We start from the raw sequence: 13,040 nt of genomic DNA on the forward strand, positions 1-13,040 counted from the left end.
CCTGGAGTTCGCTCACACGCTGAAATGTAACCCACCCGGCGGCGCGAGGGCTCATTTGGCGAGCTTGGCGGCGAGCGTGGCCTCGTCGGGCAGGTCGTCGGCCTCCAGGGTGTGTCCGTCACGCACGTAGTGGAAGGCTGCGTGCACCTTCTCCACCGGCACACCGGCCAGCTGCGCCCAGGCGATCCGGTAGGCGGCCAGCTGGATGAACAGCGATTCCCGTTTCGCCGGTTCTGGTACGACGCCGGTCTTCCAGTCGACGACCGTCCACGACCCGTCCTTCTCGGCGAAGACCGCGTCGATGCGGCCGCGCACGACGATGCCGCCGATCACGGTCTCGAACGGCACCTCCACCTCCGTGGGGCTGCGGTTGGCCCAGCGCGAGGCGAGGAAAGCGTCGCGGAGCGCGTCGAGATCGGCGTCGGGGCTGGCCGTGGCGTCGGCGGCGCCCGGCAGTTCGTCGATGTCGAGCAGCCGGGTCGCGCCGAACCAGCGTTCCACCCAGGCGTGGAATGCGGTGCCGCGCCGCGCCATCGGGTTGGGCCGGAAAGGTGTGGGTCGGCGGAGCCGGCGCGCGAACTCGGCCTCGTCGGCGTCGAGTTCGACGAGCTGGCTGACCGAGAGGTGCGTCGGCAGCGTCACCTCGACGAGTGCCTGGTTGGCCTGATGGTGTTCGGCCAGCAGGGCCGACACCTCCGCCTCCCACGCCGCCACCTCGTCCTCCGGGTCCGGCGGCATCGGCAGCATCTCCGGACCGTCCGAGGCGTCCGGCGCCTCGAACAGCACGGGCGCCTCGCGGGCGGTGATGGCGTCGAGGACGAGGTCTGCGGCCGCCTGCACCGCGTCGCGCCGGCCGGCGAGCGGATCACGCGGCCATGGCTGCGCCACAACGCGTTCGGCAAGCGGATTGGTCGCATCCTCGGCGGGCGGCGGGGTGCGCACCGCGATCGACAGGCCGGTCGAGTCGACGGCCGGATCGGTGATCGCCTCGTCGATGGCGACCATCAGCTCGTCGAAGAAATCCGAGCCGCCGCGCGGCTTGTCGCCGGTTTCCGACCAGTGGTGGGCGGAGATCATCAGGTCGTGCCGTGCGCGGGTGAGGGCGACGTAGAGCAGGCGCCGATCCTCCTCGAGGCGTCGTTCGCCGATCGCCGCCTTGTGGTCGGACAGGGCGTCCTCGAGTTGCTTGCGGTCGCCGACGGTGTCGATCTTCAGCAGCGGGAAGCCCTCGGGCGTGCCGTCGGCCGACTCGGCCGGGATCGCGAGGTCGCCGCGCAGGTCGGCGGGCAGCTCGCGCGCGCTGCCCAGCCACGTGGTGTCGGCCTTGGCGCTCGGGAAGATGCCCTTGGCCAGGTGCGGGATCGCCACGACGTCCCATTCCAGCCCCTTGGCCGCGTGCACGGTGAGGATCTGCACGCGCTGTTCGGCGACCTCGATCTTGCCGGGTTCGAGACCTTTCTCGATGGACTCGGCGGCGTCGAGGAACGCCAGCAGCCCAGGCAGATTCGCGCCGGGACGATCGGCGTAGTGGCTGACGTAGTCGGCGAAGGCGTCGAGGTGTTCACGACCGGTGATCGCACCGCGCATGCGCCGGGCCCGGATCTGCGCCTCGACCCCCACGCCGATGGTGTTCTCCACATCGGCGACGAGTTCGGGCAGTGGTTGTCCGATGCGGCGGCGAAGGGATTCGAGCTGCGCGCCGAACGCCCGGATGCGGGCGTATCCCTCCGGGCTGTAGTCGGTCGGATCACCCGGATCGACGACGGCGTCGGCGATTCCGGCGCGATCGACGATCTCGGTGGGCAGCACCGCGTCGAGCGCGGCGTCGAGTTGCTCGCGGCTGGTGACGACGCCACCCGCCTCCGCGTAACTCTCGGCGGCGAGCGTGGTGGCCCGGCGCCACAGGGCGGCAAGGTCTTTGGCCCCCAGGCGCCAGCGGGCGCCGGTGAGGAGCCGCATGACCGCGGTGCCGGCCATCGGGTCGGCCATCACGCGCAGGGTCGCGACGATGTCCTCGATCTCCGGGACGTGCAGCAACCCGCCGATACCGACGACCTCGGTGGGGATGCCGCGGCTCTCCAGCTCCGCGGCCAGCGGAGCCGAATCCTCGTTGCGCCGCACCAGGATCGCCGTGGTCGGCGGTGCCTCACCGGCGGTCTCGGCCGCACGATAGCGCCGCTCGACCGCGTCGGCGATCCAGTTCCGTTCGTCGAGAACGGTCTCGGTGAGGGCGATGGTCGCGGTGCCGTGAGGAGCGTCGGGGCGGGGTCGCAGGATGGAGACCGGGATGCCGCGGCGCCGCAGTTCCTCCGAGATCTGGTTGGCCAGGCGGAGGCCCTGCGCCGCGTTGCGCCAGCTCGTGAGGAGCTCGCGACGTTCGGCGGGCGTGCCGTCGGGGCGGGGGAAGTCCCGGGCGAATCGCGGCAGATTCGCCGCCGACGCGCCGCGCCAGCCGTAGATCGACTGGATCGGGTCACCGACCGCGGTGACGGCGACCGACTCGCGCGACGGGTCGTGGCCGCCGAACAGGGTCGACAGCAAGACGCGCTGCGAGTGTCCGGTGTCCTGGTACTCGTCGAGGAGGACCGCGCGGAACGCCGTGCGCTCGGCGGACACGACCTCCGGGTTGGACACGACGAGCTTTGCGGCGAGTGACATCTGGCTGCCGAAGTCGAGTGAGGACTGCGCCCGCATCGTCTCGCCGAGGGCGATGACCATCGGGATCAGTTCGCGCCGTTCGTCGATGACCTCCTTGACCTTCAGCAGCGCCTGCGTCGGCTTGTCGCGCTGCTTGGGTCCTTTCGGCAGGGTGTCGATGAGCTCGTACAGTCGCGACCCCGCCTCGGTGAGATCGTCGATGTCGACGAGATGTTCGGACATCTCGCCGTACAGCTTGAGGACCGACTCGGTGACGCCGGCGGGAACCTTCTTGGTGTTCAGCTCCCCCGGCCACGACGAGACGAGCGAGAAGGCGAGCTGCCACAGTTCGGTCTCGGTGAGCAGCGTCGACGACGGTTCGACGGGCAGCAGCAGACCGTAGTCGGCGATCAGCCGGCCGGCGTAGGCGTGATAGGTGCTGACCTCGGGGTCCGCGCCGCGCAAGCGCGCGGCCAGCGTCCCGTCCGGGTCCCAGGTCCGCAGTGCGGGCGCGCCCGACAACATGGACAGGCGACGCCGGATGCGTGCGCCGAGCTCGCTGGCGGCCTTGCGCGTGAAAGTGAGTCCGAGGATCTCGTCGGGGGCCACGACCTGGTTGGCGACGAGCCACACCACCCGCGAGGCCATCGTCTCGGTCTTGCCCGCACCGGCACCGGCGACGACGAGCATCGGTTCGACCGGCGCCTCGATGACCGCGACCTGTTCCGGGGTCGGGTCGGGAAGGCCGAGCGCCGCGGCCAGCGATTTCGCGCCGATCAGCGTCCGGCCGGTCGTCGGTGCGCTAGTCATCGGTCACCGCCTTTCCGGGGATCTTCGCGGGGCAGCTGGTGGTGAGGTTGCAGTGCACGCAGCCCGGGTTGGGTGTCGCGTGGAAGGTCGGGCCGATGCTCGCCCGCGCGGCCCGGCGCACGACGCCGATCCACTCGTCGAGCATCTCCGGTGTCAGCGGCGACTGGACACGTTCGGCCGCTCCGGAATTGCGGTTCGCGGTGGACACGTAGACCAGACGTGCGCCACCCGGCGGGACATCTCCGAACTGCGGCACTCCCCCGTGGGCCAGCGCGACCTGATAGGCCGCCATCTGGGCGTGCTCGTCGGCCTCGGCCTTGGTGATCGCGTTCTTCGACGTCTTGACGTCGACCACCACCGGGCGTCCGGCCGAGTCGGTCTCGAGGCGGTCGACACGGCCGCGCAGACGCACGTCGGGTGCATCCGCGGAGTCGGGATCACCGGTGGGACCGCCGGGAACGGTTGCGTCGACCGGCAATTCGACACCCACCTCCTCGAGGTCGGCACGAGAGATCCGCAGCCAGTCGCGGAAGTGGCCGAGCATGCTCTCGGCGCGTTCGAGTTCCCGGGCCGAGTACCAGCCCGCACCGGTGTCGACCCGGTCCCAGATCCCGCGCAGCGCCGCGGTCACCTCGGCCGGATCCAGCTGTCCCGCAACGGCCTGCACGAGCGTGTGGACCAGGCTTCCGGTGAGCGCGGGCGTACCGTCACCGTCTCGGCCGCCGTTCCGTTCCAGCACCCAACGCAGCGAACACCGGTTCAACGCCTCGACATTCGACGGCGACAGCACGACGGGTCCGGTGTCCGGCGTCCACAGCGGCGCGTCGGTGCTGGGTTCGGCGAGCCCGAACCAGTCGCGCGGGTGGGCGCCGGGGATGTCGGAGTCGGCGAGTTCGGCGAGCAGGCGGGCGGCGGCCCGGGTCCGGTCATCGGGCTCGTGGGCACCGCCCATGACCACCGAACGCAGGGTCGCGACCAGTGACGGGAGCGACAGCACGCGGTCCACGCCGGGGTCGAGCCGGAGCTCGGCCTGGGGCGCTTCGTCGTCGGGATCGTCGACGAGATCGGCCAGTTCGGTGAGGAAGCGGGACGGCGAGGCGTCGCCGCTGCCGTCCTCCACCGCCGTGACGAGGAGCCTGCTGCGTGCACGCGTGCAGGCGACCAGGAACAGCCGCCGCTCGTCGGCCAGTGCGGTGGCGCCGCGCGCGACGGTGTCGACCGCGCCGGCGTCCATGCCGTCGAGGATGTCGACCAGCGCGCCGGTGGAGAGCACGCCACCCCGGCTGCGTAGCGACGGCCACAGCCCGTCCTGGACCCCGGCGACCGCGACGACCTCCCACTCCCGGCCCACCGCGGCGTGCGCCGACAGAACGGTCACCGATTCGCTTGCCGCCGTGGCGGTTCGGCTGTCACGCGGAATCTGCAGCTGGGAGAGGTAGTGGACGAATCCGGCCGGACCGGCGGCGGGCAGGGTGTCGGCGAAGTTGGCCGCCGCCTCGAACATCGCCATCACGGCATCGAGGTCGCGGTCGGCCTGCTCCCCGGCCGGGCCGCCCCGGACCGCCGACGCCGCCCAGCGTCGTTCCAGACCGGTGGCCTGCCAGGCCGCCCACAGCGTCTCCTCGACGCCGCGGCCGGCATCATGTGCCCGCTGCCCGGCGGCCACGACGTCGAGTACGCGGGCCAGCGGCGCCGCCTCGGTCTCGGTCAGGGCACGGCGGTACCGCGCACCGAGCTCGGGGTCGAGGAGTGCGCGGGTGAGCGAGGTCAGCGAATCCGGTTGAGCCGTCGGGTCGTTCTTCTCGTCGAGGCGTCGGATGCCACGCCGCAGGCGCCGCATCGCGCCGGGATCGGCCGCTCCCACCGGGCCGGACAGCAACGTGAGCGTGTCCTCGGTGGTGAACAGCTCGCGCTGCGGGGTCGCCTCGCTCCGCGTCGACGGGTCCTCGCGGCGGGCGGCGACCACGCGCAGCACCAGCATCAGCGCGATCACCGCACGCTGGCGGTGCAGCGGCAGGTCGCTGGCCGGGGTGGTCACCGGGACACCCGCCGACCGGAACGCGCGCCGCAGCGGAGGCAGGGCGAGGGACACCGACCGGACGATCACGGCCATCTGCGACCACGGCACGCCGTCGAACAGGTGCGCGCGGCGCAGCAGATCGGCGATCGCGGTGGCCTCCTTGGCCGCCGAGCCGTACACGCGCACCGCCGCGACGTCGCGTGGCACGCCGGCGGCGGATTCGGTCTGCACCGGTTGCGGATACGCGTGCGGGCGCGCCCCGGGGAGCCGTGCGGCGATCGCACGTCCCAGGCGCGCGAGATCGGGGTGGGAGCGGAAGTCGTGTTCGAGCACGATGTCGCGCTCGGATCCCGCCTCGGCGAGCCCGTCGGCGAAACGTGGGCTGGCCCCGCGGAATCCGAAGACCGACTGATCGGTGTCGGCCGCGATGATCGTCGAGGTGGTGCCGGTGCCGACCAGCCGGATCAGCTGTGCCGCCTGCGGATCCAGATGCTGCGCGTCGTCGACGAGCAGGTGGCGGATGCGGCGGCGTTCGCCGCTGAGCAGTTCGGGGTCGGTCGCGAAGGCCGACAGCGCCGAACCGATCAGTTCGGCGGCGTCGACCGCCGGTGCCGATGCACCGGGCGTCTCGAGTCCGACTGCGCCGCGCAGCAGCATGTTCTGCTCGTACTGGGCGTAGGCACGGGCCGCGGCGGTCCACTCGGGGCGTTTGTGTTCGCGACCCAGCGCCGCGAGTTCTTCCGGGCCGACGCCGCGTTCGGCGGCCCGCATCATCAGGTCGCGCAGGGCCTGCGCGAAGCCGTCGGTGCCGAGTGCCGGCCGTAGATGTGCGGGCCAGTACTCCGCACCGTCCTCGATGTCGCCGGCCAGCAGCTCGCGCAGCACGACGTCCTGTTCGGAGCCGGTGATGAGCCGCGGGGGCGGGTTGCCGTGCGCACTCGCCTGGAGGCGCAGGATCGCGAAGGCGTAGGAGTGCACGGTGCGCACGAGGGGTTCGCGGAGCGCTCCGCCCAGCACGCGCCGCCCGGTCGCGTTGGCCGAGAGCACGCGCCGGGTGATCTCCTCGCGCAACGCGACCGCCGCGCGGCGGCTCGAGGCCAGAACCAGGACCGATTCGGGATCGGTCGCGGGATCGAGCAGACGCGCGACGGCCGCGTCGACGATCAGGGCGGTCTTGCCGCTGCCCGGTCCGCCGTGGACCCGGACCGGACGCCACGCCTGCTCCTCCTCGCCGGCCGGGATGCTGGCTGCAGGGTCGATGACCTGCGCGATCGCCGGCGGCCACTCACGGGGACGGTCCGCGGCCTCGGGCGCCGCGACGAGCCGTGCGCGCAGGGCGCTGCGCGACGCCTGGGTGCCCGGTTTCCGACTCATGGGCTCCATCGAATCATGCGGCACCGACGACTCCGGCGGCCCGAGGTGTCGGTGCGGGTGGGTCGGGCTCGCGACCCGCGCATACGGCAGGATGGACGGGTGACAGCTCTCAACACGTATGTCTTCGGCGGCGGCTCGGCGGAGGGCGACACGGTCCTCGCGATCCACGGTCTCACCGGCCACGGTCGTCGCTGGGAGCCGCTGGCGCAGAACCTGAGCGGTGTCCGCATCGTCGCTCCCGATCTCATCGGCCACGGTCGTTCGCCGTGGCGTCCGCCGTGGAGCATCGAGCATCATGTTCGTGCACTGTCCGCCGTGCTCGACGATCACGTCCCGGCCGGGCGGCCGATCGTCATCGTGGGCCACTCGTTCGGCGGTGCACTGGCGCTACACCTGGCCAATCGCCGGCCGGACGCCGTCAAGGGACTCGTCCTCCTCGACCCCGCCCAGGGCCTCGACCCCGAGTTCGCGCTCCAGGTCGCCACCGACAGTCTCGACAACTGGGACTACGCGAGCGCCGACGCCGCACGCTCGGCCAAACGCGCCGAAGGCTGGGCGGACGTGCCCGACGACATCCTCGAGGCCGAGCTCACCGAGCACCTCATCCCCCGCCCGCACGGCCGGGTGGGCTGGCGGGTCAGCGCACCCGCGGCCGCCGCGTCGTGGAGCGAGATGGCCAGGCCCGCAGTCCTTCCGCCGCCGGGCGTGCCGACGCACATCGTCGTCGCCGGTCAGGTGCAGCCGCCGTTCGTGCGGCCGGCGTTCCTGGAGGCCTGCGCGAGCGAACGTGGGAACGACGTGACCGTGCACCACGTCGACTGCGCGCACATGGTGCCGTTCCTGGAACCGGAATTGTCCGCGTCGCTGATCCGCTCCCTGCTCTAGGGCCCCGATGGCTGCGATCACCGAGGAGCAGGTGGAAGCCGTCCGCGCCCTGGTCGCGGAGATCCCGGTCGGTCAGGTCAGCACCTACGGCGACCTGGCCGGCGCGGCCGGGTTGTCCAGCCCCCGTATCGTCGGCTGGATCATGCGCACCGACACCGCCGACCTCCCGTGGCATCGGGTCGTCCCCGCGAGCGGCCGTCCCGCACCTCATCTCGCGAACCGTCAGCTCGAACGGCTTGCCGCGGAGGGCGTTCCGATCGTCGGCGGACGAATCCGGTTGCGTGAGTGCCGGTGGGCCATCCCCTAGCGCCGACGGGTCAGACGAGGCGCGGCACCGGGGTTCGTCGGTACGGGCTGATCGCGGCACGCATGCGCGTGACGATGAGGTCGACGATGCGCGGGTCGGGTCCGAGGGGCGCGGCCACCGCGTCGGCGCCGTAGGTCTCGAGCCGCTGGTGGAACAGTCCCGGCGCGAGCAGGTAACTGGCGACCACGACGCGGCGTCCGGTGCGGCGCGCCCTCTCGATCGCCTCGGGCACCGACGGTTGCGCGGTCGTGATGAACCCGACCTCCACGCGGCCGCCGATCAGCGACTCGAGTTGCCGTGCAGCCAGATGCACCTGGCCGCAAGCACTCTGATCCGACGATCCGGCGGCGGCCAGGACCACCGCGTCGCCCGGTTCCCAGCCGGCCTCGGCGAGTCGGAGCCGCGCCACCGCGGCGATCGACGGGTCGGGGCCTAGCGCACGGGTCACGACGGTGTCGGTTCGACCCCCCAGAGCGACGTGTTCGGGGATGTCCTTGCGAACGTGGTACCCCGATGCGAGGAAGGCCGGCACCAGGACCGCGGGCTTGTCGAGATCGGCGATCACCTCACTGGGCGTCGGTCCGAGCACGTCGACGAAGGCGGTACGGGTGAGCCCGATCCGCGCGCCAACAGCCTCGGCGATCTCGGCGATCACGTTGACCCCGTGCGGGTTACGGGTGCCGTGGGCGACCAGCACCGGACTGACGTCGCGCAGGCGGTCGCCGTGCGGGAGCCGGACGTGGTTGTCTCGCATGTGTCCTCCCCTGGACCTGGTCATCGTCTTCGGCAGTCATTCGTCTTCGGCGTCGTACTCGAGGTCGACGGCCAGGCGGTAACCGCGTTTGACGACGGTCTGGACCATCTTCGAATCCCCCAGCGCCGCACGGAGTCGCGCGACCGCAACCTCGACGGCGTGGGTGTCGGAACTGTCGCCGGGCAGGACCGCGAGCATCTCCTGCCGCGACACCACCCGACCGGGATTGCGGGCGAGCAGTTTCAACAGCAGCAGGCCCGTCGCCGACAGGTCCTTCAGCTCGCCGTCGACGACGACGGCCTGCCCGCGGATCGCGGTGTCGTGTCCGGCGACTCGCAGCACGTGGGCGCGGCGCGGGAGTTCGTCGGTGATCAGGCGCGCGAGCGCGCCGAGCCGGAACCGGCGCGGATACGTCGTCGGGATCTGCAGCGCCTCCAGCGGACTCGCGGTCACCGATCCCACACACATCACCGGGACCGCGGTGCGCAGTGCGTGCACGAACTGCTGCAGCTTGCCGAGTTCCTTGGCGCGGGTGAGGATCGACGCCGCCGCCGGCGCACTGGTGAAGGTGATCGCGTCGAGGTCACCGCGCAGCACCTGCGCGATCATCTTGTCGATGCGCGCCACGTCGGGATGCATGTTCCAGCGGTAGACCGGGATCGGCACGACCACGGCGCCCGCGGCCCGCAGGACGGTGCAGAAGTCCGGCAGCGGTTCCCATTCGCTCGTCGCGCCGTGCAGCTGGACGGCGATCCGCACACCCTCGACGCCCTCGGCGAGCAGGTGGTCGAGCACCTCCGAGGAGGACTCGCTCTCCGGCGACCACTCCTCGCGCAGTCCCGCGGCGCGGATGGCGCCCTTCGCCTTGGGACCGCGCGCGATCAGCCTGCTCTGCGACAGCGAACGCAGCACGTCCTCGGCGTTGCCCCAGCCGTCGGCCGCCTCGATCCAACCGCGGAAACCGATGCCGGTGGTCGCCACCATGATCTGCGGCGGCGAGGCGATGATCTCCTCGGTCACCCGCTCGAGTTCGGTGTCGTCGACGAGCGGCAGGATGCGAATCGTCGGAGCCTGGACCACCCGGGCACCGCGTCGTTCGAGCAGTGCGGCGAACTCCTCGGCACGACGCGCCGCGGTGATGCCGATGGTGAATCCGGTCAGTGGTAGCGGGTCGGCGGGCAACGGGTCCGGGTCGGTCGGGTCACCGGGAAGATTGATGGCGTTCACGCGGGAAAGAACACCTCGACGATCCGCTCGACGACGCGCACGCCGTAGCTCGGCACGGAGACCGATTCGTCGTCCAGGCAGACGCCGGTCCGCAGTGCGAACACCTGCTTGCCCAGCGGCGAGGCGACCGTCGGCTCGCCGGCGCGGTCCCCGGTGAGTCCGCGCGAGAGGACCGCGGCGCGGCCGAACGGGTCGATGTTGCCGATGGCGTACAGGCGGGAACGGCCGGGTGCGGCCTCGCGGTCGGTCTCGGCGGCCGGCAGGCGGAACAGCGCCGCCTGCTCACCGCGCGGACCGAGCACCGCGACGCCGCGGCCGACGATCAGGTCGTCGATCGGGCAGGCCCGCATCCAACTCCCCTCGACCGTCCCGGGCATCTGCCCGGTCTCGTCTGGTGCGATGGTCATGTCGGCACTCCTTCCTTCACCGGCGCCGCGTCCACAACCGGCCCGGTGTCCGCGTCCGCTCCCGGACGCACCTGCGGCATGTCGAGCAGCACCGGCACCTTACGTTCGTATTCGGCGAACCGGATGGTCGGGTCGACCACGTCGGGTGCGTTCACGAACGACACGAACCTCTTCAACTTGTCCTCGTCGTCGAGCACCGCCGCCCATTCGTCGGTGTACCCGGCCACGTGCCGGGCCATCGCGTCCTCGAGTTCGGCGGCGAGCCCCAGGCTGTCGTCGCAGACGACGGCCTTGAGATGGTCCAGACCGCCGTCGAGCGACTCCAGCCACGGGGCTGTGCGCTGCAGTCGGTCGGCAGTCCGGATGTAGAACATGAGGTACCGATCAATGTAGGCGACCAGCGTGTCGTCATCCACTCCGCTGGCCAGCAGCTGCGCGTGCTTGGGACTCTGACCGCCGTTGCCGCCGACGTAGAGGTTCCAGCCGTTCTCGGTGGCGATGACGCCGACGTCCTTGCCGCGGGCCTCCGCGCATTCGCGGGCGCATCCCGAGACGCCGAACTTGATCTTGTGCGGCGACCGCAGACCCCGGTATCGCTTCTCGAGGAAGACCGCCATGCCGACCGAATCCTGGACGCCGTAGCGGCACCAGGTGGAGCCGACGCAGCTCTTCACCGTGCGAAGGCTCTTGCCGTAGGCGTGACCGGACTCCATCCCGGCGTCGACGAGGCGCCGCCAGATCTCGGGCAGCTGGTCGACGCGGGCGCCGAACAGGTCGATGCGCTGGCCGCCGGTGATCTTGGTGTACAGCCCGTAGTCGCGGGCGATCTCGCCGATGACGATGAGCTGCTCGGGCGTGACCTCGCCGCCCGGCATGCGCGGCACCACCGAGTACGAGCCGTTCTTCTGCATGTTCGCGAGGAAGTGATCGTTGGTGTCCTGCAGGGCGGCCTGCTCGCCGTCGAGAATGTGATCGCTCGACGTGGAGGCGAGGATCGAGGCGACGGTCGGCTTACAGATCTCGCAACCCAGGCCGGTGCCGAAGCGGTCGATGAGTTCGGAGAAGGTCCGGATGCCGGTGACGGCGACGATCTCGAACAGTTCGGCGCGCGACTGGGCGAAGTGATCGCACAGCGACGTGCTGAGCTCGACGCCCGACGCGGAGAGGAGCTGCTTGATGCTCGGCAGGCAGCCGCCACAGGTGGTGCCCGCCGAGGTGCAGCCCTTGATCGCGGCGATGTCGCAGGCGCCGTCGGCGATGGCCGAGCAGATCGAGCCCTTCGACACCCCGTTGCAGGAGCAGATCTCGGCATCGTCGGGCAGCGCGTCCATGCCGACGCCGGTGCCGCCCTCGTGAGCGATCAGGGCAGCGGGGTCGCCGGGGATCTCGCGACCGACCATCGGCTTGAGCAGCGCGTAGGCCGAGGCATCCCCGACGAGGATGCCGCCGAGCAGGGTCTTCGCGTCGTCGCTGACGACGATCTTGGCGTAGCGGCCCGCGACCGCGTCGTGGTACGTGATCTCGAGCGCGTTCTCCGTGGTCGCGAACGCGTCTCCGAAGCTGGCGACGTCGACACCTAGCAGCTTCAGCTTGGTCGACAGGTCGGCGCCGGGGAAGGTCGACGATCCGCCGAGCAGGCGGTCGGCGACGACCTCGGCCGTCGAATAGCCGGGCGCGACGAGTCCGTAGCAGCGACCCTCGACCGCGGCGACCTCACCGATGGCGAAGATGTGCTCGTCGTCGGTGACGCAGTTCGTGTCGACGAGGACACCGCCGCGCTCCGCTACCGCCAGGCCCGCGTCGCGGGCGAGCTGATCGCGGGGTCGGACACCGGCCGAGAAGACGACCAGCGAGGCGTCGATCAGCGATTCGTCCGAGAGCGTGACACGCAGGCCACCGTTCTCGCCGTCGGCGATCTCCGAGGTGCCGACGCCGGTATGGACCTCGAGGCCGAGGTCGGTGACGAGGTTCTTCAGGATCGCCCCGCCGCCGGCGTCGACCTGCATCGGCATGAGCCGCGGTGCGAACTCGACCACATGCGGCTTGAGGCCCATCAGTTTCAGGGCGTTGGCCGCCTCGAGCCCGAGCAGGCCACCGCCGACCACGACGCCCGTCGCACCCGGGCCGGCCGTGTCGGCGGCCGCCCGGATGTCGTCGAGGTCGTCGAGCGTGCGGTAGACGAAACACTTGGAGTTGTCGTGCCCCGGCACCGGCGGCACAAAGGCGTAGGAACCCGTCGCGAGAACGAGTGCGTCGTAGTCGATCTCGCGGCCCGCGGAGGTCACCACCCGACGCTGCGCCCGATCGATGCCGGTGACGGTCTCCCCCAGATGCGTGACGACGAGATCGTCACCGTCGTAGGTATTGCCGTCCAGCGCGAGCGAATCGCGCTGCCACGCACCGACGTAGGAGGACAGACCCACGCGGTCGTAGGCCGGATCGGCTTCCTCGCTGACGATCTCGACGCGCCACCGGTTGTCGGTGTCACGCTTGCGCATCTCCTGCACGAAGCGGTGGCCGACCATGCCGTGACCCACCACGACGACGGTGTTGCGGCCGGTGCTGGTCTCGCTGCTCATTGTCTACTCCCTGTGCCTTGCCTGTTGGTCGGGTTGCGCC

Annotated in this window: 8 protein-coding genes; 2 read left to right on the forward strand and 6 right to left on the reverse strand. The window is 71.1% G+C overall.

Annotated features, from left to right (window positions below):
• Window positions 1-51: 51 nt before the first annotated feature.
• Complete coding sequence (locus BPODLACK_RS05460) at window positions 52-3,447, reverse strand: ATP-dependent helicase (protein ID WP_035755146.1); 3,396 nt, start codon at window positions 3,445-3,447, stop codon at window positions 52-54.
• Window positions 3,440-6,841, reverse strand: coding sequence for an ATP-dependent helicase (locus tag BPODLACK_RS05465; protein WP_159404874.1), 3,402 nt, complete (start codon window positions 6,839-6,841; stop codon window positions 3,440-3,442). Before BPODLACK_RS05465 ends, BPODLACK_RS05460 begins: the two co-directional genes overlap by 8 nt.
• A gap of 99 nt (window positions 6,842-6,940) precedes the next feature.
• Between BPODLACK_RS05465 and BPODLACK_RS05470 the strand changes: the two genes are divergently transcribed.
• Both BPODLACK_RS05470 and BPODLACK_RS05475 read left to right on the forward strand, forming a co-directional pair.
• Entirely contained in the window at window positions 6,941-7,726 is a 786-nt protein-coding gene (locus tag BPODLACK_RS05470; protein ID WP_159404875.1) for an alpha/beta fold hydrolase, read from the forward strand.
• A 7-nt stretch (window positions 7,727-7,733) separates the two neighbouring features.
• Window positions 7,734-8,033: an MGMT family protein gene (locus BPODLACK_RS05475; protein WP_006360079.1), complete on the forward strand. Its 300-nt coding sequence runs from the start codon at window positions 7,734-7,736 to the stop codon at window positions 8,031-8,033.
• Window positions 8,034-8,043: 10 nt separating this feature from the next.
• On the opposite strand, the gene BPODLACK_RS05480 is transcribed toward BPODLACK_RS05475, so the two are convergent.
• The 4 genes from BPODLACK_RS05480 to nirB are packed head-to-tail and all read right to left on the reverse strand — an operon-like array spanning window position 8,044 to window position 13,000.
• Entirely contained in the window at window positions 8,044-8,787 is a 744-nt protein-coding gene (locus BPODLACK_RS05480; protein WP_006360080.1) for a sirohydrochlorin chelatase, read from the reverse strand.
• 36 nt (window positions 8,788-8,823) lie between these two features.
• Window positions 8,824-10,014 carry a uroporphyrinogen-III synthase gene (locus BPODLACK_RS05485; RefSeq protein ID WP_006360081.1) on the reverse strand — a complete coding sequence of 397 codons (1,191 nt, stop codon included), beginning with the start codon at window positions 10,012-10,014 and terminating at the stop codon, window positions 8,824-8,826.
• Window positions 10,011-10,421: a nitrite reductase (NAD(P)H) small subunit gene (locus BPODLACK_RS05490; RefSeq protein ID WP_006360082.1), complete on the reverse strand. Its 411-nt coding sequence runs from the start codon at window positions 10,419-10,421 to the stop codon at window positions 10,011-10,013. Before BPODLACK_RS05490 ends, BPODLACK_RS05485 begins: the two co-directional genes overlap by 4 nt.
• Window positions 10,418-13,000 (reverse strand): nitrite reductase large subunit NirB, encoded by a 2,583-nt coding sequence (gene nirB, locus BPODLACK_RS05495; RefSeq protein WP_159404876.1) that lies wholly within the window; start codon window positions 12,998-13,000, stop codon window positions 10,418-10,420. The genes BPODLACK_RS05490 and nirB overlap by 4 nt, the downstream gene beginning before the upstream one ends.
• Window positions 13,001-13,040: the final 40 nt, after the last annotated feature.

This window comes from Gordonia sp. YY1 (assembly GCF_009872315.1).
In the GTDB taxonomy this organism is placed as follows: Bacteria; Actinomycetota; Actinomycetes; order Mycobacteriales; family Mycobacteriaceae; genus Gordonia; species Gordonia amicalis.